Origin of the sequence: Sulfitobacter guttiformis (assembly GCF_003610455.1) — a bacterium.
GTDB lineage: Bacteria > Pseudomonadota > Alphaproteobacteria > Rhodobacterales > Rhodobacteraceae > Sulfitobacter > Sulfitobacter guttiformis.
In genome coordinates, this window is record NZ_RAQK01000001.1 from 2,454,070 (window position 1) to 2,480,649 (window position 26,580).

The 26,580-nt window shown below is 56.1% G+C and carries 29 protein-coding genes; 20 read left to right on the forward strand and 9 right to left on the reverse strand.

Annotation, left to right across the window (positions count from 1 at the left end):
- Position 1: 1 nt before the first annotated feature.
- The 3 genes from C8N30_RS11900 to C8N30_RS11910 are packed head-to-tail and all read right to left on the reverse strand — an operon-like array spanning position 2 to position 1,637.
- Positions 2 to 205: a DUF1737 domain-containing protein gene (locus C8N30_RS11900; protein ID WP_025061196.1), complete on the reverse strand. Its 204-nt coding sequence runs from the start codon at positions 203 to 205 to the stop codon at positions 2 to 4.
- A gap of 14 nt (positions 206 to 219) precedes the next feature.
- Entirely contained in the window at positions 220 to 774 is a 555-nt protein-coding gene (locus C8N30_RS11905; RefSeq protein WP_025061197.1) for an NnrU family protein, read from the reverse strand.
- 5 nt (positions 775 to 779) lie between these two features.
- Positions 780 to 1,637 (reverse strand): HpcH/HpaI aldolase/citrate lyase family protein, encoded by an 858-nt coding sequence (locus tag C8N30_RS11910; protein ID WP_025061198.1) that lies wholly within the window; start codon positions 1,635 to 1,637, stop codon positions 780 to 782.
- A 277-nt stretch (positions 1,638 to 1,914) separates the two neighbouring features.
- Here C8N30_RS11910 and C8N30_RS11915 point away from each other — a divergent pair, with 277 nt between their 5' ends.
- On the forward strand, positions 1,915 to 2,247 hold the full coding sequence (locus C8N30_RS11915; protein ID WP_025061199.1) for a hypothetical protein: 333 nt from the start codon (positions 1,915 to 1,917) through the stop codon (positions 2,245 to 2,247).
- Positions 2,248 to 2,260: 13 nt separating this feature from the next.
- On the opposite strand, the gene C8N30_RS11920 is transcribed toward C8N30_RS11915, so the two are convergent.
- Positions 2,261 to 3,016: a sulfite exporter TauE/SafE family protein gene (locus tag C8N30_RS11920; protein ID WP_025061200.1), complete on the reverse strand. Its 756-nt coding sequence runs from the start codon at positions 3,014 to 3,016 to the stop codon at positions 2,261 to 2,263.
- A gap of 101 nt (positions 3,017 to 3,117) precedes the next feature.
- Between C8N30_RS11920 and C8N30_RS11925 the strand changes: the two genes are divergently transcribed.
- The 12 genes from C8N30_RS11925 to C8N30_RS11985 all read left to right on the forward strand — a co-directional run bounded on the left by C8N30_RS11925 (position 3,118) and on the right by C8N30_RS11985 (position 13,975).
- Positions 3,118 to 3,549 (forward strand): PRC-barrel domain-containing protein, encoded by a 432-nt coding sequence (locus C8N30_RS11925; protein ID WP_025061201.1) that lies wholly within the window; start codon positions 3,118 to 3,120, stop codon positions 3,547 to 3,549.
- Positions 3,550 to 3,693: 144 nt separating this feature from the next.
- A complete protein-coding gene (locus tag C8N30_RS11930) occupies positions 3,694 to 4,239 on the forward strand; it encodes a PRC-barrel domain-containing protein (RefSeq protein WP_025061202.1) in 546 nt (181 codons plus the stop codon).
- A gap of 184 nt (positions 4,240 to 4,423) precedes the next feature.
- Positions 4,424 to 5,386 (forward strand): malate dehydrogenase, encoded by a 963-nt coding sequence (gene mdh, locus C8N30_RS11935; RefSeq protein WP_025061203.1) that lies wholly within the window; start codon positions 4,424 to 4,426, stop codon positions 5,384 to 5,386.
- A gap of 238 nt (positions 5,387 to 5,624) precedes the next feature.
- Positions 5,625 to 6,008 (forward strand): succinate dehydrogenase, cytochrome b556 subunit, encoded by a 384-nt coding sequence (gene sdhC, locus C8N30_RS11940; protein ID WP_025061204.1) that lies wholly within the window; start codon positions 5,625 to 5,627, stop codon positions 6,006 to 6,008.
- A 10-nt stretch (positions 6,009 to 6,018) separates the two neighbouring features.
- Positions 6,019 to 6,390 carry a succinate dehydrogenase, hydrophobic membrane anchor protein gene (sdhD, locus tag C8N30_RS11945; protein WP_025061205.1) on the forward strand — a complete coding sequence of 124 codons (372 nt, stop codon included), beginning with the start codon at positions 6,019 to 6,021 and terminating at the stop codon, positions 6,388 to 6,390.
- A gap of 184 nt (positions 6,391 to 6,574) precedes the next feature.
- Positions 6,575 to 8,380: a succinate dehydrogenase flavoprotein subunit gene (gene sdhA / locus C8N30_RS11950; protein ID WP_025061206.1), complete on the forward strand. Its 1,806-nt coding sequence runs from the start codon at positions 6,575 to 6,577 to the stop codon at positions 8,378 to 8,380.
- A gap of 2 nt (positions 8,381 to 8,382) precedes the next feature.
- On the forward strand, positions 8,383 to 9,279 hold the full coding sequence (locus tag C8N30_RS11955) for a hypothetical protein (RefSeq protein WP_025061207.1): 897 nt from the start codon (positions 8,383 to 8,385) through the stop codon (positions 9,277 to 9,279).
- Positions 9,276 to 9,599: a hypothetical protein gene (locus C8N30_RS11960; RefSeq protein ID WP_025061208.1), complete on the forward strand. Its 324-nt coding sequence runs from the start codon at positions 9,276 to 9,278 to the stop codon at positions 9,597 to 9,599. The genes C8N30_RS11955 and C8N30_RS11960 overlap by 4 nt, the downstream gene beginning before the upstream one ends.
- Positions 9,600 to 9,645: 46 nt before the next feature.
- A complete protein-coding gene (locus C8N30_RS11965; protein ID WP_025061209.1) occupies positions 9,646 to 10,425 on the forward strand; it encodes a succinate dehydrogenase iron-sulfur subunit in 780 nt (259 codons plus the stop codon).
- A gap of 9 nt (positions 10,426 to 10,434) precedes the next feature.
- Complete coding sequence (locus tag C8N30_RS11970; RefSeq protein WP_025061210.1) at positions 10,435 to 11,211, forward strand: DUF1963 domain-containing protein; 777 nt, start codon at positions 10,435 to 10,437, stop codon at positions 11,209 to 11,211.
- A gap of 281 nt (positions 11,212 to 11,492) precedes the next feature.
- Complete coding sequence (locus C8N30_RS11980; protein ID WP_025061212.1) at positions 11,493 to 13,136, forward strand: FAD-binding dehydrogenase; 1,644 nt, start codon at positions 11,493 to 11,495, stop codon at positions 13,134 to 13,136.
- Positions 13,133 to 13,975: an urea carboxylase-associated family protein gene (locus C8N30_RS11985; RefSeq protein WP_025061213.1), complete on the forward strand. Its 843-nt coding sequence runs from the start codon at positions 13,133 to 13,135 to the stop codon at positions 13,973 to 13,975. The genes C8N30_RS11980 and C8N30_RS11985 overlap by 4 nt, the downstream gene beginning before the upstream one ends.
- 42 nt (positions 13,976 to 14,017) lie before the next feature.
- Here C8N30_RS11985 and deoD read toward each other — a convergent pair whose 3' ends face one another.
- Positions 14,018 to 14,737, reverse strand: a complete 720-nt coding sequence (gene deoD, locus C8N30_RS11990) for a purine-nucleoside phosphorylase (protein WP_025061214.1) — start codon at positions 14,735 to 14,737, stop codon at positions 14,018 to 14,020.
- Between the two features lie 138 nt (positions 14,738 to 14,875).
- Here deoD and C8N30_RS11995 point away from each other — a divergent pair, with 138 nt between their 5' ends.
- Positions 14,876 to 15,229 (forward strand): hypothetical protein, encoded by a 354-nt coding sequence (locus tag C8N30_RS11995; RefSeq protein ID WP_147419691.1) that lies wholly within the window; start codon positions 14,876 to 14,878, stop codon positions 15,227 to 15,229.
- Positions 15,230 to 15,286: 57 nt separating this feature from the next.
- Here C8N30_RS11995 and C8N30_RS12000 read toward each other — a convergent pair whose 3' ends face one another.
- Together C8N30_RS12000 and C8N30_RS12005 are read right to left on the reverse strand one after the other, a co-directional pair.
- Entirely contained in the window at positions 15,287 to 15,628 is a 342-nt protein-coding gene (locus C8N30_RS12000) for an H-NS histone family protein (protein WP_025061216.1), read from the reverse strand.
- Between the two features lie 81 nt (positions 15,629 to 15,709).
- Positions 15,710 to 17,680 carry a protein meaA gene (locus C8N30_RS12005; RefSeq protein WP_025061217.1) on the reverse strand — a complete coding sequence of 657 codons (1,971 nt, stop codon included), beginning with the start codon at positions 17,678 to 17,680 and terminating at the stop codon, positions 15,710 to 15,712.
- 272 nt (positions 17,681 to 17,952) lie between these two features.
- Between C8N30_RS12005 and C8N30_RS12010 the strand changes: the two genes are divergently transcribed.
- The 6 genes from C8N30_RS12010 (at position 17,953) to C8N30_RS12040 (ending at position 24,877) form a co-directional block, all read left to right on the forward strand.
- On the forward strand, positions 17,953 to 19,362 hold the full coding sequence (locus C8N30_RS12010) for a 1-acyl-sn-glycerol-3-phosphate acyltransferase (protein ID WP_025061218.1): 1,410 nt from the start codon (positions 17,953 to 17,955) through the stop codon (positions 19,360 to 19,362).
- 111 nt (positions 19,363 to 19,473) lie between these two features.
- A complete protein-coding gene (gene ccrA / locus C8N30_RS12015; protein WP_025061219.1) occupies positions 19,474 to 20,754 on the forward strand; it encodes a crotonyl-CoA carboxylase/reductase in 1,281 nt (426 codons plus the stop codon).
- A 370-nt stretch (positions 20,755 to 21,124) separates the two neighbouring features.
- Positions 21,125 to 21,847 carry a helix-turn-helix transcriptional regulator gene (locus C8N30_RS12025; RefSeq protein ID WP_037967781.1) on the forward strand — a complete coding sequence of 241 codons (723 nt, stop codon included), beginning with the start codon at positions 21,125 to 21,127 and terminating at the stop codon, positions 21,845 to 21,847.
- Positions 21,848 to 21,965: 118 nt separating this feature from the next.
- The gene (locus tag C8N30_RS12030) at positions 21,966 to 22,601 is read left to right on the forward strand and encodes an acyl-homoserine-lactone synthase (RefSeq protein ID WP_025061222.1); all 636 of its coding nucleotides are present in this window, start codon (positions 21,966 to 21,968) and stop codon (positions 22,599 to 22,601) included.
- A gap of 42 nt (positions 22,602 to 22,643) precedes the next feature.
- Complete coding sequence (locus C8N30_RS12035; protein ID WP_025061223.1) at positions 22,644 to 24,182, forward strand: ATP-dependent DNA helicase; 1,539 nt, start codon at positions 22,644 to 22,646, stop codon at positions 24,180 to 24,182.
- Positions 24,179 to 24,877 (forward strand): SDR family oxidoreductase, encoded by a 699-nt coding sequence (locus C8N30_RS12040; protein WP_025061224.1) that lies wholly within the window; start codon positions 24,179 to 24,181, stop codon positions 24,875 to 24,877. The genes C8N30_RS12035 and C8N30_RS12040 overlap by 4 nt, the downstream gene beginning before the upstream one ends.
- A 21-nt stretch (positions 24,878 to 24,898) precedes the next feature.
- On the opposite strand, the gene C8N30_RS12045 is transcribed toward C8N30_RS12040, so the two are convergent.
- Complete coding sequence (locus tag C8N30_RS12045) at positions 24,899 to 25,660, reverse strand: TIGR02186 family protein (protein WP_037967783.1); 762 nt, start codon at positions 25,658 to 25,660, stop codon at positions 24,899 to 24,901.
- Positions 25,660 to 26,571, reverse strand: coding sequence for a sulfite exporter TauE/SafE family protein (locus tag C8N30_RS12050; RefSeq protein WP_025061226.1), 912 nt, complete (start codon positions 26,569 to 26,571; stop codon positions 25,660 to 25,662). Before C8N30_RS12050 ends, C8N30_RS12045 begins: the two co-directional genes overlap by 1 nt.
- Between the last annotated feature and the right edge of the window lie 9 nt (positions 26,572 to 26,580).

The window sequence follows — 26,580 nt, forward strand, 5'->3', positions numbered from 1 at the left end:
TTCAATACGCGCCCAGTTTAGTCTCGGGGGTATACGTGCCTTCGACTTCTTTTACGACACTTTGTCCGCAGCGCATTATGCCTGCGGCGTGGTCCCATGTCTGGGTCGGGGAGCCATAAAGCTCCCAGCCCCTGTTGAGTGCATCGGTGACTTTGTGACAAAATGCGGAGGTGTCTTCCTCCGACAGGAAACGGTAAAGCTTCATTGTATAGGGATCTTTCAGGAAAAGGGATTTACGCCGAGAAGGATGTGAATGCTGCTGATTACAACAAGCATCACGAGGCTGATAACGGCGAGACGGATATAAGTGGCGCGACCGGCGGGGGCGGGGGCGGTCCAAGCAGGCTCTGCGCGGTTGATCAAAATGACCGATCCAACGGCCCATGCTAGCATGCCACCGAACAGAATGATCGAGGCAAGGTCACCGTTGACCAGCAAATGGGCAGCAGCCCAGATCTTTACCGCCAGCAGTTGCGGATGGCGGGTTTTAGAAGCGGGCCATGCCTTAGCCTCTTTGGCAGCAGACGAGCCATAGACCCAAAGCGCGAAGATCATTGCGAGATTGTTGATGCCGGTGAGGAAAGCGGGTGGGTACCAAATATCTATTATTTCGGCGCTGCGGTAGCCGATGATCATCAGGGCAAGGGAGGCGACGATCGCAATCGCGATAGCACCTTTGCCCGCATTGCCGATCGCCGCACGTTGGGCTGGCATCAGGCGTTTGAAATAATGGGCGGCGATCCAGAGGATCAGACCGAGGATCAGAAGGGTCATTGTGGCTACTCCGTGCCGAGGGCGTTGATTGCATCCAGCTTTGCCAGTGTTTCGCGTGCTGTGGCAACATGTAGATTTTCGACGATGCGGCCATCAACAACGGCAACGCCCTGTCCGGTTGCTTCACATTCCTCGAACGCTTCAATCTGCCGGCGGGCAAGATCGACCTCGGACTCTGAGGGAGAGAAGGCTGCGTTTGCGACCTCGAGCTGGGCAGGATGAATCAGCGTCTTGCCGTCAAAACCCATATCACGACCCTGCTCACATTCGAGCTTCAGACCCTCGTCATCCTTGAACGCATTATAGACCCCGTCAATGAGCGCAATGCCGTGGGCCTTGCCCGCCAATACACAAAGGCCCAAACCTGTAAGCATTGGCAAGCGATCGGCGCGGGCACGGCATTGCAGTTCCTTGGCCAGATCGTTGGTTCCCATGACCATGCATTCGAGGAGGCGGTGTGCTGCGATGGCTGGCGCGTTGAGCATACCAGCAGGTGTTTCCATCATTGCCCACAGAGGTATGTCACCCACGATTTCGGCCAGCGCTTCGAGGTCAGCAGGTGAATTCACTTTTGGCAGCAAGATAGCGTCCGCGCCCATCGCGGCGGCCGCTTTTGCATCATCGGCGCCCCATTTTGTGTCCAGCCCGTTGATGCGGATGATCTTCATTCGCGTGCCGTAGCCGCCCGTTTTCAGCGCTTCGCCAAGTGTTTCGCGCGCCGATACTTTCTCTTCGGGTATCACTGCATCCTCTAGGTCGAAGATTATGGCGTCAGCGGACAGACCGCGTGCCTTGTCGAGTGCGCGGGGTTTGGAGCCGGGGATATAGAGAACGGAACGCAAAGGGCGGGTGATTGCAGGCATGAGAGGCTCCTTAGTAAATTTGGTTGCGCAATAAAGTTGCGCATAGAGGGGCATTTTAGGCGGTAAACTGCAAGCCAATTCGCGCCGCAGCGCAGCGGGAAACAGACCCGCAACACAGCGCGGACGCAGCGTTAGCTGCGTTTTCAGGGCTTGTGGAGCAGGGTCAGGGCACTGTCGGAAAGTGCTGGGGGTCGATAAGCCGATCGCTTGTCTGACAGTCCAAGGATCAACTGGCGGGGCGGGCATTCCCGCCGCAGCACACTGGAAGGGCACTGACATGAAACGGATTACTAAACTACTGCACCTTGCCGCGCTAACCGGAGCGGCAGTTGTGTATCTTTCTTCAACACAACAACTTGCTGCACGGTCACAACCAAATTGCGGTCCCCGCGATGCGGTACTGGCCCAATTGGCGGAGCGCTACGGCGAGACACGCCGGTCTATAGGGATCGGATCTAACAATGCTGTCGTCGAGACGTTCGCAAGCGATGAGACCGGTAGTTGGACCATTTTGGTAACGCTTCCGAGCGGATTGACCTGCCTTGTCGCCTCCGGCCAATCATTCGAGCACGTCGTTGAAGCGCTGCCGTCCAAAGGTAGTGACGCCTGAGCGTGGCCAGCGGTCAGGTCAACCCGTCCCAGATGAGTTTTGTGCCTGTAAGCAAAAGCAATACATAAGTAAGCGCGAAAAATGCACGCTCCGGCACGATCCGGTGCGCGCGTACCCCAAGCCATGCGCCAAGCAAAGCAAAGGGTGCAAGCACCAGATTGGCCTGCACGGTTTCCAGCGTGAACATACCGAGAAAGGCATAGGGAATAAATTTCGCAATGTTCACCGCCCAAAAGATTAGCACGGACGTTGCCTGATATCCGGTTTTATCCAGCCCTCGCGACAGCAGGAATACGGCCGCAGGCGGGCCGCCTGCATGGCTGACGAAGCTGGTGAAGCCCACAGTAATGCCCGCAACAAGGCCGGCGCCATCCGACATATGCCGCTGGCCCATCCGCAACCAGCCCCGTTTGACGCTGATCTGCCACATGACAAACCCGACAGACACGACACCGATCAGGAGCCGCAGAAAATCAGGTGAGGCTATGCGGTAGAGGGCGGCGCCAAGGACAACTCCGGGCAGTGCGCCTGAAATCACCAAAACCGCCTCACGGCGGTGCCAGCGGCCCCAATAGGGTCTGAGCGAGGCCACATCGATCAGCATCAGCAGCGGCAGCATCACACCAAGGGCCAGACCCGGATCAACTACAATCGCCAGAACAGAGGAAGCCGCAAAAGCCGCCCCCGAGCCGAACCCGCCTTTGGAGATCCCTGCAAACAATACTGCAGGGCCTGCGATGGCAAAGAACCACAGGTCGAGAATGAGCATCTATGCCTCTTGAATTTGCGCGTTTGTGCTTATGTGTGACATGTAGTTGACTGCTGACCAACTGCTGATTTCGGATATTTGTCCTTTGGGAGGACCACATTATGAACAGTTTTTTTACCTCGGCCGCATTGATGGTCGCTTTGGCTGGCCCGGCGTTCGCTCAGTCTCAGGAAACTGAGGTCGGGAGTGTGAAGATGTCCGAGGCCAGCCTGCTGGTAGGCGAGATGATCGGCGAGGCTGTCTATAACTTTCGGGGCCGTCCCAATACAGAAGAGCGGATGCCCCTGTCAGGACTGGAACGGTTCGAGCGGGTCGCGACGATCAAGGATGTGATGATTAACGCTGACGGCACTGTCGAGGCGCTGGTGCTGAGTGTGGGTGGCTTTTGGGGGCTGGCAGATCATGAAGTGACGGCCGCGATCGATGGCGTCAGTGTTGTCACCGATGTGCGGGGGGACAAATATTTTGTGATCTACGCCTACGATGAAACTCTTCGTAGCGCGCCGCGGTTTAACAAGTTCGACATCGAGTGAGTGCACGTTGACATTGTAAACAAGGCTGGCGCGGAAGCACAAATTAATTTCACACTTTTGTGAAAATACTGGAACCATTTTGTCGCAGCAGGAGTTGGTATGTCAGAAGTTACGATGATATAACAACAACTTAGGAGATATATGATGAAAAAGTTTCTGACATCCACCGCAGTAATTCTGGCAATGACCGCACCTGCATTTGCGGAGTCACACTCAGCTGCGACGACTGACACAGATGCTGCTGTAAGCACCGATACAAACGCCGCAACGGCAGATACCAATGTTGCAACAACAAGCGACACAAACGTTGTCACAACAGACATGAACATGGAAATCGGTTCGGTGATGGCGCAGCCAACTGACCTGTTTGCATCGAACCTGATCGGCATGCGTATTTACAGCGTGGAAGCCGACATGGACTACAATGCCGAAGTTGCGGATGGCGCTGAGACAGAATGGGACGACCTTGGCGAGATCAACGACATCATCGTGACTGCAGACGGTCGGGTCTCGGCTGTGATTCTCGGCATCGGCGGGTTCCTCGGCATAGGCGAGCGTGACGTGTCTGTTCCAATGGGTGCAATCAACTTTGTACAAGAAGAAGGTGATAGCGATGATTACTTCTTGGTCGTGAAAAGCTCGAAAGAGCAGCTGGAAGCAGCACCGGCCTTTGAGCGCGACGCCATGTAAATCGCAATTTGTTCTGTGACTTCAATCCCCTGAAGAAATCGGAACAATAGCGTGAGACCGGAAAGGCCATCCATATCGGATGGCCTTTTTGTATATGTGCAACTGCACGGGTCCAGTCATCTTGCGCGCGGGAGGTGAAGGGTTTATCCCCCCACCCAACGCAAACCTCATGGAGTACAGCACAATGGCAAGAGCCAAGATTGCACTGATCGGCGCGGGTAACATCGGTGGCACACTTGCCCACCTCGCCGCTGTTAAAGAACTGGGTGACGTAGTGATGTTCGACATCGCGGACGGTCTGCCACAAGGCAAAGCCCTTGATATTGCCGAATCCGGCCCCTCGGCAGGGTTCGACGCTGCCATGTCCGGTACGTCAGACTATGCAGATATCGCAGGCGCGGACGTCTGCATCGTCACCGCAGGTGTTGCGCGAAAGCCAGGCATGAGCCGTGATGATCTTCTGGGAATCAACCTCAAAGTTATGAAATCCGTAGGCGAGGGTATTGCCAAGCATGCGCCGGATGCATTCGTTATCTGTATCACAAACCCGCTCGATGCGATGGTTTGGGCGCTGCGCGAATTTTCTGGTCTGCCACACGAGAAAGTCTGCGGCATGGCAGGTGTGCTCGATTCGGCGCGCTTCCGTCATTTCCTTGCCGAAGAATTTCAGGTTTCCATGCGCGACGTAACTGCATTCGTGCTTGGTGGTCATGGTGACACGATGGTACCGCTTGTGCGTTATTCCACTGTTGCAGGCATCCCTTTGCCCGACATGGTGAAGATGGGTTGGACCACGCAGGAAAAGCTGGATGCTATCGTACAGCGTACACGTGATGGCGGCGCCGAGATCGTTGGCCTTCTCAAAACCGGCTCTGCGTTTTATGCGCCTGCAACATCCGCGATCGAGATGGCCGAGGCCTATCTGAAAGATCAAAAACGTGTTCTGCCCTGCGCCGCATATGTCGATGGCGCTTATGGCCTGAACGGTTTTTACGTAGGCGTGCCTACGGTAATCGGCGCCGGCGGCGTTGAGAAGGTGATCGAGATTTCGATGAGCAAGGAAGAGCAGGCGATGTTCGACAGCTCGGTTTCAGCGGTTAAGGGCTTGGTTGAGGCTTGCAAAGGCATCGACAACTCGCTGACCTAAACGGTCCGGTCAGTCCGGTTCAAAGGCGTGCCTCTTCGGGCGCGCCTTTTTTTGGGGGATTCTGTACTTGGGCTTGATGGCTGTGATCACAGCTGAGAGCGTGTGATCACAAAATTACCAAGCTACGATAGTTTTACTGGAAATTTGCCGAAACACGGCCGTGAATCCCAGTATGCCCCCGTGACAGTGCCGAAAAATACGTTAGTAGTATTGGCAAGTAGCCACAAAGGAGCCTGATATGGCCGATGTGAACCGGGGCAACCGCCCCTTGTCGCCACACCTTTCGATATACCGCCCGCAGTTGACGTCGATGACTTCTATTCTCACGCGGATCACGGGCAACGCGATGTTGATCTCTGCCTTGCTGATCGTCTGGTGGTTTCTTGCCGCTGCGAGCGGTCCTGACGCCTTTGCGACTGCAAACGGGTTTTTGACCAGTTGGTTCGGTGATCTGGTGATGTTTTTCTCTGTGCTGGGGTTGTGGTATCACACGCTGGCCGGTGTACGGCATCTGATCTGGGATAATGCAGTGATGATGGATATTCCAACAGCGGAAAAGTTGGGCTGGGCCTGCATCGGTGGGTCGGTTTTGCTGACGCTGATCACTGTTATCGCGCTTTGAGGAGAGAAATATGGCTTATTTGACTGACCGCAAACGCGCGATGGGGCTTGGTTCTGCCAAGAGCGGCTCGGCGCATCATTGGTCGATGACCATCAGCTCGGTCGCGTTGCTGATCCTGTTGCCGCTGTTTGTGTTTACATTCGGCGCTGCCTTGGGCGGCACATACGAGGAAATCCTCGCCTATTATGCGCGGCCTTTCCCCGCGATTGTGGCGGCGCTTACGGTTCTCGTCACATTCAAGCATTTCAACGATGGTGTGCGCACCTTGCTTGAGGATTATGTGCACGGACTGGCACAAAAAATATCCATCGTCGTTATGACTTGCGTGAGCTACGGCGCTGCCGCAGTTGGCATATTCGCGATTGCGCGTTTGGCCCTTTAGGGCTGCGACAAATGGCGTTGCGGATTGACCTGTCAGAGGCCGCGAGCCATGCTAAGTCTCGATAAAACGCGGGTCGCTCCGCGATAGGGATTACCAGTGGATTTGGCGCATAGTGCGCCGCAGATATAGACAGGGTCGAACGCTGCATGGCGGATGTGACCCCAAGCTTTGAAGAGGGCGCGATATGGCTGCTTATGAGTATGAGACCCATGAATACGACGTTGTTGTAGTAGGAGCGGGAGGCGCGGGCCTTCGCGCAACGCTGGGTATGGCGGAGCAGGGGCTGAAAACGGCCTGTATCTCGAAAGTGTTCCCGACACGCTCGCACACTGTGGCCGCGCAGGGCGGTATCGCTGCATCGCTGAGCAACATGGGGCCAGATAGCTGGCAGTGGCATATGTATGACACGGTCAAGGGGTCGGATTGGCTCGGTGATACGGACGCGATGGAGTATCTGGCGCGCGAAGCACCGAAGGCCGTTTACGAACTGGAGCATTACGGTGTGCCGTTCTCGCGCACCGAAGAGGGAAAGATTTATCAGCGCCCATTCGGGGGTCACACAACCGAATTCGGTGAGGGCCCGCCAGTGCAGCGGACCTGTGCTGCGGCCGACCGGACCGGTCACGCAATATTGCACACGCTCTATGGTCAGAGCCTCAAGCACAACGCGGAATTCTATATCGAATATTTCGCTATTGATTTGGTGATGTCGGATGACGGTGTATGCCAAGGCGTCCTTTGCTGGAAGCTCGATGATGGTACGATGCACCTGTTTTCGGCCAAGATGGTCGTTCTGGCTACGGGCGGTTATGGCCGTGCTTATTTCTCTGCAACTTCCGCGCACACCTGTACCGGTGATGGCGGCGGTATGACGGCGCGGGCTGGTTTGCCGCTTCAGGATATGGAATTCGTGCAGTTCCATCCCACCGGCATTTATGGCGCGGGCTGTTTGATAACCGAAGGCGCACGCGGAGAGGGTGGATATCTCACCAACTCCGAGGGCGAGCGCTTCATGGAGCGCTACGCGCCCACCTACAAAGACCTCGCATCACGTGATGTTGTTTCGCGCTGTATGACGATGGAGATCCGCGAAGGCCGCGGCGTGGGTGAGAAGGGGGATCACATCCACCTGCACCTCAACCACCTTCCGCCGGAAACGCTTGATCTGCGTCTTCCCGGTATCTCTGAATCTGCGCGAATTTTTGCGGGCGTCGATCTGACAAAAGAGCCGATCCCGGTTCTGCCGACTGTCCACTACAACATGGGTGGCATTCCAACCAATTATTGGGGCGAGGTGCTGGCGCCGACTAAAGACAAGCCTGACAATATCTCCCCCGGCCTGATGGCTGTGGGCGAAGCGGGCTGTGCGTCTGTGCACGGGGCGAACCGCCTTGGTTCCAATTCTTTGATTGACCTTGTGGTGTTTGGCCGCGCTGCTGCGATCCGGGCAGCACAGATTGTGGATCCAAAAACACCGGTACCAACGCCGAGCAAACGCTCCATCGAAGCTGCCTTCTCTCGCTTTGACGGGTTGCGCTATGCCAAAGGCCATGTCCCCACAGCCGAGCTGCGCCTTGAAATGCAGCAGACTATGCAGGCCGATGCCGCGGTATTCCGTACGGACAAGACCCTCGCAGAGGGTGAGGAAAAGATGAAAAGTGTCGCGGGTAAGTTGTCGGACATCAAGGTCACCGATACTTCGATGGTATGGAACTCCGATCTGATGGAAACTCTGGAGCTCACGAACCTGATGCCAAATGCGGTGGCCACCATTACCGCGGCGGCAGCGCGTAAAGAAAGTCGTGGCGCCCACGCCCATGAGGATTATCCAAACCGTGACGATGAGAACTGGCGCAAGCACAGCTTGATCTGGTTCAAGGGTAACGAGGCAAGCCTTGGTTTCCGTGGTGTACATCTGAAGCCGCTGACCAGCCACAACGAGGGCGGTATCGACCTCAAGAAAATCGCACCCAAAGCGCGGGTATACTAAGCATGAACGTGGCGGCGCAGACACAGGCATCGTGGCCGCAGGCGGGTTTTTCCCCCGTCTGTGCGCTACAGGTGTTTGGTATGCGCCGCTCGGGCAACCACGCGATAATCGATTGGCTGATGCGTAATTCCCCCGACGGGGCGACCGGTGGCGTTTTCTATAACAACTGCAAGTTTGGCAAAAATCCCGAGCGTGCTTTTGGCTCGCTTGATGTGTATGATGCCAATCGTGAGGTTACACCTCACAAGGATATAACGGATAAGGCGCGCATCATGCAGGCCGGTTCTGCGCCCATGGTGATCGTATCCTACGAGGATCGTATGCCTGAGCCACAAGGGCAGGCTCAAAAAGCCAGTGACGGTTTCAAAAATACCGACTTTTCATATCAGGTGATCATCTACCGCAGCTTTCTGAATTGGTCTGCAAGCCTGCTGGCCAAGCTCAAGAAAAATGCCGGTTACGGAATGACCGACCGCATGCGCATTATGATGCTGGCCCTGAACGGTTATATTGAGGGCCTGGACAAGGTAGCGAGCAAGCGGGAAGTCCGCGCAATCTGCTATGATGAGTGGATGACCTCCGAATGCTACCGGAGCGAAACACTTGCCAGCCTTGGGCTGCCGGTGCGCGATCTGGATCGTGGAAATGTCCGCCGTTACGGGGGTGGTTCCTCGTTTCAAGGCAAGGGCGTGTCAGCGGACAACCTTGGCTCTACTTCACGAGATGCGGAGATGGCAGAAGACCCCGAATACCAGCTTTTGCTATGGACGGCGGCCCATGACCTTCAATTCATGGAGCGGCTGATCCCGCATTTCGAAGCGGATGCCGAACGTCTTGCGACACTTGCCGAAACATCGAAACTGCACATAAAGCTCCCGCCTCGAAAGGCTCATGTATGATACGCGCAATAATGTTTTCGGTGGCCTTGGTTTTAACAGGCTGTACAGAAATCGAGAGTGTCGCAGACCGCACTGGCCGCCAAGCCGCCACTTCTGTTGTCACCGAGGTTATTGCAATCAACTTCCCTCAGGTGCCAAAGCCGCTGATCGAAGCTTTTACGGGCTGCGTGGTTGATAATGCCCAAGCCCTTGAAGTCCGCGAATTGGCGAAAGCATCCGTTGTTGGTGTAGACGAAACAACAGTGGCTACCGTGCGCAATGTGCTGTCACGGCCTGAAACACAAACCTGCCTGCGCAACCGCGCAACAACTGTATTCTAGAATTTCGCGGAGAAATCCGCGCCGACTGACCCAAAGGAACAGCATCATGGTACAACTGACGCTCCCAAAAAACTCCCGCATGACGAGCGGTAAAACATGGCCTAAGCCCCAAGGCGCGACCAACCTCAAGGAATTCCACATCTATCGTTGGAACCCCGATGATGGCAAAAACCCCTCCGTGGACACATATTTTGTGGACATGGATGACTGTGGCCCGATGGTTCTGGATGCGATCATCAAAATCAAGAACGAGATTGACCCAACGCTGACGTTCCGCCGCTCCTGCCGCGAAGGTATTTGCGGATCATGCGCGATGAATATCGACGGCATCAACACACTGGCCTGTACCTATGGCATGGCCGAAGTCAAAGGCGTCGTGAAAATCTATCCTTTGCCGCACATGCCGGTGGTCAAGGATCTGATCCCCGACCTCACGCATTTCTATGCACAGCATGCCTCGATCAAACCATGGTTGGAGACAGAGACACCCGCGCCTGCGAAAGAATGGAAGCAGTCAATCGAGGACCGCTCCAAGCTTGACGGTCTTTATGAGTGCATTATGTGCGCCTGTTGCTCGACCTCCTGCCCAAGTTACTGGTGGAACGGCGATCGCTACCTAGGACCCGCAGCGTTGCTTCATGCTTATCGCTGGATCATCGACAGCCGTGACGAGGGCACAGGCGAGCGACTTGACGAGCTCGAGGACCCCTTCAAGCTCTATCGCTGCCACACGATCATGAACTGCGCCAAGACATGCCCAAAAGGTCTCAACCCTGCGCTGGCAATTGCCCAGATCAAAAAACTGATGATCGAGCGGACCGTTTAAGCACGCCCTATGTTTGGCTGGCTGAAGAAGTTCATGGGCGGCGGGGGCAAGTATGCTCCGCCGCCCTATCTACAGGGACCGCTGTCCGACGCCGAGTTGCGCCGCGCACTCGAGCGGACCAGCGCGCCACTTGTCTTTTCGAAGCCTGCAAACATAGACCCTTTTGCAACGATGTTCGGTACAGTCCGTCTGGCGCAACAGGGCGAGGCATGGCCATCGCATGGTGGAACACCTATGTGGCCACTTTGTCAGATTAATCTTACCCAAGCGCCGCTAATTCCTGAACGTTTGGGGGATTTGTCGTTGATTACGCTATTTATTGCGCCGGATCACGCGACTGCGCCGACCCGCATCATCGACACGCGTAACCCTGATCCCGCCGCTACATGGGCGCTCCGATCCTATCCTACGCTTGGCGGGCTCACGATCCCGAAGGCTCCAACCCACGGGAGTGCACTTTCACCGCGCTTTGGTGAATGGGAAGGATTGCGGTCTGATTACGCGAATTATGATGTGGCGGGCCAAGTCATTGATACGGAGAAAAATGATCCGGGCGCTTACGATTGGTCGGCCACCATCCAAAAGACGAAACTGGGTGGATGGCCAGCAACCGTGCAATCGGAGCCGTGGTGGGACTATACAAAATCACGCGATAACTGGGATTTTGTGATGCAGATCGAGAATGAGCCTGCAGCGGGATGGAGCGGATGGGGGGAAGGTGCCGCCTTTATTGCACGTTCGCGCCAGCGCCCGCATCTGTGGGCCATTGACGTGCAGTTTACCTGATGGTGATCCTTGCTCTACCAATTGTCATAGGTGTTGTTGCCTATCTTGCATGGCGTAACCGTGCGGTACGCGGATGCCGCTGGCGTGCCAATGTTGCAGGGGACAAGGGCAAGTTGCGGATGTACCGCTGTGCTGCTTGCGGGGCTGAGGCGTTTACCGCCCGCAAAGGCCCTCCGGAACAATGCATGAGACATTTGGGGAACGGCGGATTGTGATCCTGTCGGTGCCTATCGACAGGGGGGGACCGATACCTTTAGCGTTTCGGTGGACGGGGGTAAGGCATGGACAATTTTTCACCTGATGTGATTATCATCGGCGCTGGTCTGGCTGGTATGACAGCCGCTCATGAGGCGATATTGCGCGGGCGGCGCGTTCTGATGATAGATCAGGAAGGCGCGCAAAGCCTTGGGGGGCAGGCATTCTGGTCGCTGGGTGGTTTGTTCATGGTCGACAGCCCTGAACAGCGTCGTCTAGGCATCCGTGACAGCGCAGAGCTGGCGTGGAGCGACTGGCAGGGATCGGCGCAGTTCGACCGAGCAGACGATAAAAATCCGCGTTTTTGGGCCGAAAAATTCGTCGAGTTTGCGTCAGGTGACATGCGGGCCTGGTTGTACAGCTTGGGCATGCGCTGGTTTCCTGTCGTCGGCTGGGCCGAGCGGGGCGGGGCGCTGGCGGGCGGTCATGGCAACACAGTACCACGATTTCACATCACGTGGGGGACAGGCACGGGGGTGGTTAAGCCATTTGTTGACTTGATGGTGCGCTATGCTGCGGACGGCAGGCTCAGGCTGGCCTTTCGTCACCGCGCCGCCGGTCTGATTGTCGAGAACGGCGCGGTAAAGGGCGTGAACGGTGACGTTCTCGAAGACACAACCGTAGCCCGCGGTATCTCGACGTCCCGAAAGGTTGTAGGCACGTTTCAATATCGTGCTGAAGCGGTGATTGTTACATCGGGTGGCATTGGCGGCAATCATGCGCTGGTTCGAAAACACTGGCCGGCGCGTTTAGGGAAAGCGCCCAAAACCATGGTTGCAGGCGTGCCTGATTACGTTGATGGCCGCATGCACGGCATCGCTGTAAAATCCGGCGCTGCCCTGATTAACCAAGACCGGATGTGGCACTATTGCGAAGGCTTGCAAAACTATGACCCGATCTGGCCAAACCATGGCATTCGGGTGCTGCCCGGCCCTTCATCGATGTGGTTTGACGCGCGCGGCGACCGGATGGAGGCGCCGTTTATGCCCGGGTTTGATACGCTGGGCACGCTCAAACGTATCTTGAGCGTGGGCGAGCACAGCTGGTTCATCCTCACACAAAAGATCATCGAAAAAGAGTTTGCCCTGTCAGGCTCGGAGCAAAATCCAGATCTCACAAAGGGCGGCTGGCGTGAGGTGTTGTCGGCGCGTCTGGGCAAAGGTGCCACGCCTGCAGTTGAGGCGTTCAAGGAAAAGGGCGCGGACTTCATCGTTGCGAATGATCTGGAAACGCTTGTATCGCGGATGAACGCGCTGACGCCAGATGCGCCTGTAATCCTCGATCATATCCGGGCCCAGATTCAAGCCCGCGATCTGCAACTTGGAAACAGGTTCTGCAAGGATGCCCAAATCACAGCAATCCACGGTGCGCGCAGTTATAAGGGCGACAAGCTTATTCGTACCGCCAAGCCGCATAAAATTCTTGATGCCGCCAACGGTCCGTTGATTGCGGTACGGCTGAATGTCATTACCAGAAAATCGCTGGGTGGCTTACACACTGATATCGAAGGCCGCGTGCTCACCCCCTCGGGTGCGGTGTTAGACGGCCTTTTTGCTGCGGGCGAGGTGAGTGGTTTCGGCGGAGGCGGTTATCATGGTTATAATGCGCTTGAAGGTACATTTTTAGGCGGCTGTCTATTCTCTGGCCGCATTGCAGGGAGAAACGCATGACAATTCCACAAGACGCAGACGCCCGCCGCGCTATACCGCCGGTCATCTGCTATCCGGTCGAGACTTTGCCTGCGCCGGATATGAAGATGCTGGATGCTGCGCGCACGACGCTGGTGAAAACCGGCGAAGTTACCGTGCCTCCGCGTGATGCCGCGACCTTCACCGTACCAGCAGGACATTTTTTTCGCATCACAAGTGTCGAGGGGTCACAGGTCGGCGACCTCAACCTATGGAATGCAAATGATCTGAATGAGCGGTTTTACTCTGGCAAGACCCGCGCGCTTCACGGCACTCATATTACACGCGGCCAGCGGATGTGGTCCAGCTTCCCTGCGCTGCGGCCGATGGCAACGCTGACGCATGACAGCCTCGAATGGTACGGTAAGGACGCTTTCGGCGGTTCGGTGCATGATGTGATCGGCACCCGATGTGATCCCTACACCCATCAGCTTTTGTCTGGAGGCCAATACCATCATTGCTGCCACTCGAACCTGACCCGCGCACTCGCCAGCCATTTGGGGATCACACCATTAGAAGCAGAGCCACATGTACATGACGTTTTAAATGTCTTTATGTGTACAGGTTTCACCCGCGACACCGGCCAGTATTTTATGAAAGCAAGCCCCGTGCGCCCGGGAGACACGCTGGAGTTTTTTGCCGAGATTGATCTGCTGGGCGCGCTTAGTGCGTGTCCGGGGGGCGATTGCAGCACGGTCCATTCTTCCGATCAGGCCGAATGTTACCCGCTGTTGATCGAGATATTCGCCCCTGATCCTGCCACTCTCGAAAACTGGAGGTCTCCATCCGCCAACGGATATGATCGCACCCACGGCGCGTAACCGGCGTTCTAAACGATCGTCTTTAAATCCGGTCCCGCAGAATCAGTCTGCGGGACCATCGCTGAATGCCGCTTCCAGTGCAATTTCGACCATATCGCCAAAGGAACGTTCCCGCTCTTCTGGGGGGAGTGCTTCGCCGGTTTGTAGATGGTCTGACACCGTGAGTATGGCCAACGCGCGGCGGCCATGACGGGCGGCAAGCGTATAAAGCTCCGCCGCTTCCATCTCGACGGCCAATATCCCATGACGCACCATTTGTTCGTCAAGATCCGGTCGCTCCGCGTAGAACACATCCGAGCTATAGATGCCGCCGACATGGGTTTTTGAATTGCGACCCTCCGAGGCTGCGACAGCGGCGCGCAACAGTCCCCAATCGGCACAAGGGGCGTAGTTGAGCTCTTTCAGGATGCCGGAGGAGGGAGAGGTGATGGTGCTGGCTGTCATAGCTATGATGACGTCGCGGATGCCCACATGGGGCTGCATCCCACCGCATGACCCAATACGGATCAGCGTCTGCGCGTTGTAGGTAGATATCAGTTCGTTGGCATATATAGACAGCGAGGGCATGCCCATGCCGGAGCCCTGAATGGTTACGCGGTGGCCGCGCCACATTCCGGTAAACCCGAGCATACCACGGACTTCGTTGACCAACTCTGCCCCCTCCAGAAAAGTCTCGGCTGCCCAGCGCGCGCGGTAGGGATCCCCCGGCATCAGCACAGTTTCAGCAATTTGATCAGGGGTGGCGCCGATGTGAACTGTCATAGATGTTTCTCCGGTTTGTGTTGGCCACAAGATGCCGTTCCGCCGCTGCGGGGGCAAGTTCCAATGGAGGTTTACCTTACTGGCGGGCCGCAGAAAATTATCATCAGGTATGAGGGTAACAAACGCAAAGGAAACGATATGCGAATTATTGGAATGATTGCAGCGGCGGGACTGATGCTGCTGGGTGCCTGCGACGTGAGCCATCCTGTGGCAGTCGTGGGGCCGGGCAATACCGTCTACAAGGGAGCGGCAACTGCGACCTTCCTTGAAGGAGGATGGTTTCAGGCCAGTAATGGACGCTCCACCTGTCAGGGCCGCTACCGGCCCGGTGGTCAGACCGGAACGACAACGTTTCCGGTACGCTGCTCTAACGGTTTGACAGGTGTAGGAACCGCAACATATGAGACCCCGCGTTCTGGTGGAGGCGAGATTGTCATGCAGGACGGGAGCCGCTGGAAATTCATTTTCGGGCGCGCGGCTTTGGCGATCTGAGTATCTGCGCGGGAGTAGCGGCATTTCGCCTCTATTCCCGCGCTAATTGAAATCAGATCAGATTTCCAATGTGGAAGGGTCTGTGCCTTTTTCTACTTCGGCGCGAAACCAATTAGGCTGACGCCCTTTTCCGGTCCATGTTTGGGAACCGTCTGCAGGATTAACATATTTTGGTTTAGACTTTTTAACAGGCTTTTTCGGGGCCTTTTCATTTTTGGCTTTGGCGGGTTTCTCTTCACCCAAGTCATTCAAACTAAACCCATATTCCGCAGCAGCGCGTTCCGCTGCCTTGAGGGCATCGCGCCGATCGCGTGCTTGCGCGGCGCTGAGTGCTTTCTTTACATCCGCCAAAAGCTTTTCCAGCTCTTTGCGGCTCATTGCTTTTAATTCACTATTCATGAGTAGCAGGCTCCTTGTTTGCATGATCGCCCTTACCTCAAGTAGCACAGAATTACAGCCTTATTTTTATGGGCCTGTTCTTTATTCCGCCGCTACAGCCTCGGGATCTGCCAGTGTGACGATGTCTGCCATGATTGTATTAAGCTCGAAATCCTTGGGCGTATAAACCCGCGCGACACCCATTCCGAGCAGGCGTTTTGCGTCTTCGTCGGGAATAATACCGCCCACAATAACCGGAATATGGCCCAACCCCGCATCGCGCATTTGCGCCATCAAATCCTCAACCAGCGGAATATGCGAACCTGACAAAATTGAAAGGCCGACGACATGCGCCGCGTCATTCAATGCGGCGGCGACAATTTCAGATGGTGTCAGGCGAATACCTTCGTATGCAATATCCATTCCGCAATCGCGTGCGCGCACAGCAATCTGCTCCGCGCCATTTGAATGGCCATCAAGGCCCGGTTTGCCGACAAGAAATTTAAGGCGGCGGCCCAGTCGGTCGCTTACCGCATCGACTGACATGCGCAGATCATCGAGGCCTTCTGTCTTATTCGAACGCCCTTTTCCCACGCCTGTCGGACCGCGATATTCGCCGTGAACAGCGCGCATTTGTTCCGCCCATTCGCCTGTCGTCACGCCGACACGTGCGGCAACGATCGAGGCGGGCATAATGTTGCGCCCCTCGGCGGCGGCGGCACGCAGATCTTTGAGCGCGGCATTTACTTCACCCTCGTTGCGCTGGGCACGCCACGCATTCAGGCTTGCGATTTGCTCGGCTTCGACCTTTGGATCAACAGTCATAATTCCGCCGTCGCCTGTCATTAGCGGTGATGGCTCGCCTTTTTGCCACTTGTTTACGCCAACCACGATAGTCTCGCCTGCTTCGATACGTCCAAGGCGTTCGGCGTTGCTGTCGACAAGGCGCGATTTCATATAGTCGATACCGTCGATGGCGCCGCCCATGCTGTCGATATGGGCGAGCTCCGCGCGTGCGCCTGCTTTCAGCTCCTCGACCTTCGCATCGACAGCGGCGTTGCCATCAAAAAGGTCGTCGAATTCTAGCAAATCAGTCTCGTAGGCGAGGATTTGTTGCATGCGCATCGACCACTGCTGGTCCCACGGGCGCGGCAAGCCGAGCGCCTCGTTCCACGCGGGCAGCTGCACAGCACGAGCGCGGGCTTTTTTGCTGAGCGTCACCGCGAGCATTTCGATCAAGATGCGGTAGACATTGTTTTCGGGCTGTTGCTCTGTCAGGCCAAGCGAGTTCACTTGAACCCCATAGCGGAAGCGGCGGTATTTTGGGTCAGTCACACCATAACGGGTCTCACAGATTTCATCCCATAAATCGACAAAAGCACGCATTTTGCACATTTCGGTCACGAAGCGGATACCGGCGTTCACGAAGAAAGAGATGCGACCAACGAGGGCGGGAAAGTCTTCTGCCGCTACGCGCGGGCGCAACTGGTCCAATACGGCAGTGGCTGTGGCCAGAGCAAATGACAGCTCCTGTTCGGGCGTCGCCCCCGCCTCTTGCAGGTGATATGAGCAGACGTTCATCGGGTTCCATTTGGGAACTGATGTATAGCAATACTCGGCCACGTCCGCGATCATCTTCAATGACGGTGCAGGGGGGCAGATATAGGTGCCACGCGACAGGTATTCCTTAATCAGGTCGTTCTGCACGGTGCCTTGCAGCTTGGACACATCCGCGCCCTGCTCCTCTGCTACAGCGATATAAAGCGAGAGTAGCCAAGGCGCTGTCGCGTTGATCGTCATGGAAGTGTTCATCTGTTCGAGCGGAATATTGTCGAACAACGCGCGCATGTCGCCTAGATGGCCGACCGGCACGCCAACCTTGCCTACCTCGCCACGGCTGAGAATATGGTCGCTGTCATATCCGGTCTGCGTGGGCAGATCGAAGGCAACAGACAGGCCTGTTTGCCCCTTGGCAAGGTTGTTGCGGTAAAGCTCGTTCGAGGCTTTTGCGGTGGAGTGACCCGCATAGGTGCGAATGAGCCAAGGGTGGTCTTTCTTTGGAGCATCAGTCATGGCGGGCCTCTCTGAAGGGGTTTGGCAATAATATTACGTTTTGTAGTAGGTATAAGAAACTTTCATGTCGTGTCAATTCGCTGCGTTGCGGCATGTAAGTTATCCGGAGAAGGGGGATCGGCTGACTGCGACCGACTGTGGCACCCTGTCGGGATACGGCGGTGCAGGCGGGCTTTTGCATTTTCTTTGACAGTGTGAATTTGGTCATAGGTGACGGTGTTTCGACGCGTTACATGTTGTTCTTACGGGTTTGCGCTGCAAGGATATCGGAGATGACGCATACAGTGACCCTCCCTCTGTGGCTTTTTGCGCTGATATTGCTGTTCGCAGCGGTAACGGCGCTAAGCCACTTTTTGCTGCCCTCGGTGCGCTGGTTCTTCCGGCGCCGGTTTGAAAAAGCCGTAGACAGGCTCAATGTGCGGCTTAAACGCCCGATACAGCCCTTTAAGCTGGCGCGCAGGCACGACATGATCCAGCGGCTGATTTATGATCCCGAGGTATCACGCGAAATCGCGCTTTATGCTGAAAAGAACAAAGTGCCTGATAACGTTGCATTCCAGAAAGCACGTGAATACGCCCGCGAGATCGTGCCGAGCTTTTCTGCGTTTGCGTACTTCAGTTTTGCGATGCGGCTGGCCAAGGTGGTCGCGGAAAGTGTTTACCGTATCCGCACCGCCGCGCAAAACGACGGCGTATTTGCGGCCATTCCAGAAAATTCCACGCCGGTCTTTGTAATGAACCATCGCAGCAATATGGATTATGTGTTGGTGACCTATCTGGCGTCGAAAACCTCGACCCTGTCTTATGCAGTGGGAGAGTGGGCGCGGGTCTGGCCCCTGTCAGCGCTGATCCGGATGTGGGGGGCATACTTTATCCGCCGCCGCTCGCGCGGATCCCTGTATCGCAAAGTTTTGTCGCGCTACGTGCAAATGGCGACAAACGGCGGCGATACTCAGGCGTTTTATCCCGAAGGCGGGCTGAGCCTGACCGGTAAATTGCAACCGCCAAAGGTGGGATTGCTGAGCTATCTCGTCGACGGGTTTGATCCCGAAGGCGCCCGCGATATCGTTTTTGTGCCTGTGGCAATCAACTATGACCGCGTGTTGGAGGATCGCGTGCTGATGGCCGCACACGAACGTGGTGACCGGCGGTTCGGGGCACGCATATCGGTGGTGGTGGCATTTATAGTGCGTAAGTTTTGGCGCCGGTTGCGGGGGCATGACACGCGCTTTGGAACGGCGGCGGTGGCTTTCGGCGAGCCGATAAGCTTGCGCAGCTATGGAAAAGTCGAGAATGTCGATGCCTTGTCCCAGCTTTTAATGGCACGCATCGAGGCCGTGATGCCGGTGTTGGGTGTACCCCTGGTTGCCACAGTACTGCGCGGGCAGGGGCCACTGACCGCCCCTGCGCTCGAGCAAGCGGTACAGGTGCTGGCGTCGACGCTTCCGGCTAAAAGCGTTGTGATTGACATGAGCGAGATCGCGATGGAAGTGACAGCTGCCTGTATGCACATGGCACAGCACGGCCTGATCGAGCTGCGCAATGGAGTGTGGCATATAATGGCAGGTCAGGAGATCGCGACACAGTTTTATGCCAACTCCATTGCGCATTACCTCCCCGAGGGACCTCATGGGATTGATGCTGCGACTGCAAACGATCTTTCTGCACCTGCTGGGTCATAAAATTACAAAATTGACACCCTAGTGGTTGCAATGTTGCGCAGCGCTGCGTAATCAGGGCGCAGTCGCCGCGATTCCGCACTGCGGCACAGATTATTCCCGCAGGAGGGCGACATGGCACCGGATACGACGATCGCGCATTACGAAGCACCTGAAAAGGACCTTTACGATATGGGTGAGATGCCGCCCATGGGCTATGTCCCGAAGAAAATGCATGGCTGGGTAATCCGCCGCGAACGCCACGGCGAACCTGACAAGGCTATGCTAAAGGAGGTTGTCGATGTCCCCACGCTGGACAGTCAGGACGTTCTGATCCTCGTGATGGCGGCGGGTGTGAACTACAACGGCGTTTGGTCGGCGCTGGGTCAGCCGATGTCGACGTTTGATGTGCACAAGCAGGAATACTGCATTGTCGGATCCGACGCCGCGGGCATCGTCTGGGCAGTGGGTGACAAGGTCACGCGCTGGAAGGTCGGTGACGAGGTCGTAGTGCATTGCAATCAGGATGACGGCGACGACGAGGAGTGTAATGGCGGGGACCCGATGTATTCGCCGACCCAGCGCATTTGGGGTTACGAGACGGCCGACGGCTCTTTTTCGCAGTTCGCGCGCGTCCAAAGCCAGCAGTTGATGCCGCGACCAAAGCACCTGACATGGGAAGAAAGCGCCTGTTATACGCTGACCCTCGCCACAGCCTATCGCATGCTGTTCGGACATGAACCGCATGACCTCAAGCCCGGACAGAACGTTTTGGTCTGGGGGGCCTCGGGTGGTCTGGGTTCTTATGCGATCCAGTTGATCAATACAGCCGGTGCGAACGCCATCGGAGTCATCAGTGACGAGAGCAAGCGCCAGTTTGTCATGGATCTGGGTGCTAAGGGTGTGATCAACCGCAAGGATTTCAACTGCTGGGGGCAAATGCCAACCGTCAATACGGACGAGTATAATGCTTGGCTCAAAGAAGCGCGTAAATTCGGCAAGGCGATCTGGGACATCACCGGCAAAGGCGTGAGCGTTGACATGGTGTTCGAGCATCCGGGCGAAAGCACGTTTCCTGTATCCTCACTGGTGGTGAAGAAGGGCGGGATGGTTGTGATTTGTGCGGGCACGACCGGCTTCAACTGTACATTCGACGTGCGCTATATGTGGATGCACCAGAAGCGCTTGCAGGGATCTCACTTTGCCCACCTCAAGCAGGCGTCAGCAGCCAACAAGCTGATGCTAGAGCGGCGTTTGGATCCTTGTATGTCGGAAGTATTCTCATGGAACGATCTGCCGCTGGCGCATATGAAAATGATGCGCAACGAACATAAACCCGGCAACATGGCCGTATTGGTACAGGCGCCCAAAACCGGACTACGGACTTTTGAGGATGCTCTCGACGCGGGCAAGTAAGTACAGCCTGCGGTCATTGAATTAACCCAACGCCCCGCGAATCGTTTGTTCGGTTCGCGGGGCGTTTACGTTTCTGAAACGGGATTAATGCGATCAATGCCTTATGATTGTCCCTCTCGCTATATCTGGGGAGTTGGAATATGCGAATTGTGGCATCGTTTTGGCACATGTTATGATTGTATTAACGAACCGTTAACCATCTAGGAGGGACAATCGGTGAGAAGTGATTGGATTTTAGACGTTCTCGCCGATTTGCGCAGTTTTGCCGAAGCTAACGATCTGCCGAAGTTGGCGGAGCAGCTTGATGATACTGCGCTGATTGCTACGGCTGAGTTCGCCTCAAAAGATGCGAGGTCCGCAGAGCGGCGTGATGTTGGACAAACGGAACAAATTAGAGGGCATATTGTCCGCATTGGAACAGGCGGTAACGCTTGACGGAATGCAGATCGTCTCGGACGAATTACGCAACTATTACGCCGTGGATCACTTGGTGTATCATTGGGTGGACTCGAGCGGTGATCAATATGGCTGTGGCACCTATTCACCAGAGTGGCAGCAAAAGTATCTCGAAGAAAACTATCTCCGAATAGATCCTGTTGTGCAGGGCTGCTTCCAGAGGTTTCATCCAGTCGATTGGAAACAACTCGACTGGTCAAGCAAGGCCGCCCGCGAATTTCTCAAGGTTTCTGCTGAGTACGGGGTAGGCAATCAGGGGTTTTCTATACCCATCCGTGGACCAAACGGCCAATTTGCGATGTTTACGGTCAATCACTCTTGTGATGATGATATCTGGGAGAGCTTCACCGTCGAGCATAGACGCGACCTCATCCTGATCGCGCATTATTTCAATGAAAAAGCGCTGGAGTTTGAGCCGGGCCGCCAACCCGGTCAGCAACAACCCCTGTCGCCACGCGAAATCGACGCGATGACCCTTCTGGCCATTGGATATAGCCGTGCCCAAGTGGCCAACTCCCTGTCGATTTCCGAGCATACCTTGCGCGTTTATATTGAAAGCGCGCGTTTCAAACTGGGCGCGTTGAACACCACGCATGCAGTCGCCCGTGCGCTCAGCCGCGGTCTTATCGTAATCTAGATGCGGATTGTGGCGCGTTGCGTATCTGCGCCGATGATCGCACGCCGCGATTGAACGGCGTTAACCAAACGGCAGCTAAGGCTTGTGACATCATTATGATGCTACGGGGAGCCTTCGAATGCTGCGTTATCTTTATGCTGATCAACTCGACCAACATCCACGCCTGGCAGACGAGATGTTTAGACATCGCGCAGCTCAGTTTCATACGCGCCTCGGCTGGGATGTGAATGTCGATGCGCAGGGGCACGAACGAGATGAATATGACGCGCTCAATCCGCTTTATGTGATTTGGGAGACGCCCGAGGGCGGACACGGCGGCTCGACGCGGTTCTTACCGACAACTGGCCCAGTGATGGTTAACGACCACTTTAGCCATCTGGCATCCGCACCTATCTGTAGTCCACTCATCTGGGAATGTACCCGGTTTTGCATGGCGCCCGGGCAAGGCGCACATGTCGCTGCGGCGCTGATGCTGGGCGGTGGGGAATTGATGAACGGGTTTGGGGTGCGCCATTTCGTCGGTGTTTTTGATGCGCGCATGGTTCGGATTTACAATCGCGTAGGGTCTTCACCGGAGGTGTTGGGCAGCATCGGCACAGGACGCGAGCAAATAAGCGTTGGTTTGTGGACGTTCGAGGCACAAGCGCAAGCGCGTGTAGCGCAGCGCGCAGGGATATCGCCCGCTCTGAGCCGTGCGTGGTTCGCCGACGCTTTTGGTGACGCTCCTATGACGGAATTTGCAGCAAGCGCCTGAACGGCTCTGGCCCCTGCGCGCCAGCACGCCTAATGTGCCCGCATGAGCACAGAACTTATCTATTCCGACGATCAGGCTGCCGCATTTGATGCGGTTGGTGCAATGCTGAAGACAGCGGGCATCAGCCTTGAAGATGATCTGCTGATGCCGCCGAAGGGAAGCAAGCATCAGGTGATGGCGGTGACCGGAAAGGCCGGATCTGGTAAGACGCTCCTGCTTGCGGAGCTCTACAAGGCGCTAGAAAACGCCGGTGTCGATGTGGTTTCCGGAGATTACGAGAGCAAAAAGCGCAAAGACAAGCGCACACTGGCCATCCTCGCACCGACTAATAAAGCAGCGAGCGTTCTACGTCTGCGCGGGGTTCCCGCCACCACCATCCACCGCATCCTTTATACCCCAGTTTATGACCCCGAATACGAGCGTATCGCCGAATGGCTGGCCGGAAACGGGGAGCGTCCTGTGGATGTTGAAGGTTTAACCGAAATTGCCCTTGATCGTGCCTATGCGTTTTTTCAAGGCAATAAGTCCATTCCCGGCGCGCTGGCGGCTGCGGGTCTGCGGGGCAGTGATTTTATTACCGGCTGGAAACGACGCGAAGAGCCCCTCGATATCGGATTTGTTGATGAATCCTCAATGCTGGACGACCGGCAATTCGAAGATCTAAAGGAAATTTTTCCGACGCTTTTGCTGTTCGGCGATCCGGCGCAGCTGGCTCCCGTAGGCCAATCGGGTACGATGGTGTTCGAGAAGCTGCCCCAAAAACGCGTGATGAACCTCAACCGGATTTTCCGGCAGGAGGCAGACAACCCGATCCTTGATCTTGCCCATGCCCTTGCCGATCCGCAGATTGATTTTCAACAGTTCGAGCGAATGGTCGAGGATGCGTCCAAGCGCGACGAGCGTGTGGTTTGGGGGCAGCGCGTCCAGGTTGATCTGATGGCACGCAGTCCCGTGCTGGTCTGGCGCAATGCAACGCGGATCAGGTTGATCAACGCATTTCGTCGCGTACATGGCGCGCCCGAGGATGCACTAGCAGAAGGGGAGCCGTTGATATGTGACGGAATTGAGCTGCCGCTAAAGCACCGCAAAAAGAGGCTTGATCTGGAGGCGCGCGGTCTCATCAAGGGGGCACAGGTCGTCTACTTGGGGGCTGGGCGGAAACCGGGGTTTTCGCGCTTGCATGTGATGGGCGCAGAAGACCCGCAGGTAAGTGCAGCAAGCATTGTGAAAATTGAAAAGCCGGACGAAGAAGAACCGTTCATCCCGTTTGCGGCACGCATGGGCGCCACGTTCCTGCACGGCGCAGCGGTAACGATCCACAAAGCCCAAGGTAGCCAGTGGGACACGGTACAGGTGTTCGCGCCCGATTTGTTTGTGGCGGCGCGCATGGGACGTGTAGAGGCGGGCCAACCATTGTGGAAGCGCCTTGCCTATGTTGCGATTACCCGTGCGCAAAACCGGTTGATCTGGGTGGTACGGAACCGGTTGTCGACGCCCACCTATGCCCTGACGGTCGATGATCTAAAGGCTGTCCCAGCGGCAGCGCTTACCCTTGATGCACCCGAGGAGGAATTCGGATGAAGTCGATTCTGATTACAGGGGCCAGTTCCGGGATCGGACGGGCCACGGCAGAGATGTTTTTACAAAACGGTTGGCGCGTAGGGCTGGTTGCCCGCCGCGCCGAGATGCTGGAAGAGCTTGCTCATGGATATGCGCACGCGGTTGCCCTGCCTGCCGATGTGACCGATGCGGTAAAGATGGCAGAGGCATTTGACGATTTCGGCACGGTAGATGTGCTGTTCAACAATGCGGGCATGTTCGGCCCGTCTGCGCCGATCGACGAGATCGCCCTAGAGGATTGGGCGCAAGTGCTGGGCGTCAATCTCAATGGTATGTTCATCGCGGCGCGGCTGGCCTTTGGCGCGATGCGCAAGCAGGGGCAGGGCGGGCGGATCATCAACAACGGGTCAATTTCGGCGCATACGCCGCGGGAAAATTCGGTCTGCTATACAACGACCAAACACGCGATTACAGGGTTGACCAAATCACTGGCACTGGACGGAAGGCCCTTTGACATCACGGCGGGCCAGATCGATATCGGCAATGCCGAAAGCGCGATCGTGACAGACCTCAAGGCTGGCAATCCGGCCATGCACACAATGGAAGTAGGCCACGCGGCTGCATCGGTGCTGCATATGGCGCAGCTACCGCTGACGGTAAATGTGCCGTTTATGACTGTTATGGCGACAAAAATGCCCTATCTGGGCCGTGGCTGAGCAGGGCGTAAAAAGGGTGCGTTAACGGCGGAATACACTAAAGATCGCAGATGCGCCCCAGCCCGCAAAGATTGCAATAGCAAGCGATAGCAGACCGTAGAGAAAAGCCTGTTCGCGGCTCAGGGTGAAGAGCCACCGTTCCATGCCGACCTTGCGCACGTAAATGCTTGTCTCGTATTGTGCGATCACTGCACCGCCACGGGTCAGGAAGATCCGCGTCTGGTAGTCGCCTTCAGTCAACGCTGCGGGCAGGGCGATAGAGGTCCGGAAGAGCGTCTGGTCGTCCACGCTTACGGTACCCTCGTTGAGCTGGTACTGGTTGGACCGTGATTTGATCCGGATAAGTGCTTGGGTAAAGGTCTCACTGTTGGCGATGTTCGCAGGCGCCCCGACGGAGCGGATGGCGCGCGGTATCGAAATGCGATGACGGACATCCTCGGTCTCGCTTAGTGACAGGCCCAGCAGGCTGCTGGTCGAGATGGCATAAAAACCCGGCGCGCTGTCGATCTCGACGGCGTCCGTGTTCACCCAGATACCGAACTTCTTTTCTTTGCGCCTCACGGTTACAGGTTCTGACGGGCCTGATACGGTCACTATAACCTGCATGCGCGGCTCGTCAGGGATGGGGGCATCGCGCTTGATTGCGCCAAATATCAGAATTTCGGAGCCGTCGAAATTAGTATTGATAGACACGGTATCGCTGCTCAGGCCCAGCACGATCTCTTCTGCTTGGGCGCAGATCCCGGACATGCACAGTACGGCGGATAAAATCAGGCCGCGCATCAGTGGCCCCCTGCCGCAATTGAATAAAGCTCGGAGGGTTGCAGGAGCAATTCCAGCGCCAGCTTGCCACACACGGCGAGGACCATGATCGCAAGAAGAATGCGCAATTGTTCGGCCTTCATTTTGACTCCGATACGGGTACCGATCTGCGCGCCAATTACCCCGCCCACCAGCAGTAGAACTGCCAGAACAATGTCGACTGTATAATTTGTTGTGGCGTGAAGCATCGTGGTAAAGGCGGTCACGAAAATAATCTGGAACAGCGATGTCCCCACCACGACCTTTGTCGGCATGCCGAGCAGATAAATCATTGCTGGCACCATGATAAAGCCGCCCCCGACACCCATAATCGCGGCCAGAATACCCACCAATACGCCGACGATCAGCGGTGGAATTACAGAGATGTACAGCCCTGACACGCGAAACCGCATCTTAAGCGGTAGGCCATGGATCCAGTTGTGTTTCTTGCGCTTGGGCGCCTTGCCCTTTTTAACGTTGCGAATGGCATTGAGGCTCTCAAAGAACATCAGTCCGCCTATAACGCCAAGGAACAGCACGTAGCAAAGCTTGACGAGCAGATCGACCTGCCCTTGTGCCTTGAGATAGTTGAACACCATCACGCCAAGCGCCGCACCGGCGAGACCGCCAATCAACAGCACGGTGCCCATCCTGAGATCGACTGTCTTACGCTTGAAATGCGCAAGGACCCCCGAGAAGGAGGAGGCTACAATCTGGTTTGCCTCGGTCGCAACTGCCACGGCAGGTGGTATGCCGATGAAAAACAGCAGCGGCGTCATTAAAAATCCGCCGCCCACGCCAAACATTCCCGACAAAATGCCGACAATTCCGCCCAATCCCAACAAAAGGAACGCGTTAACCGATACTTCGGCAATGGGCAGGTAAATTTGCATAATCGTCCT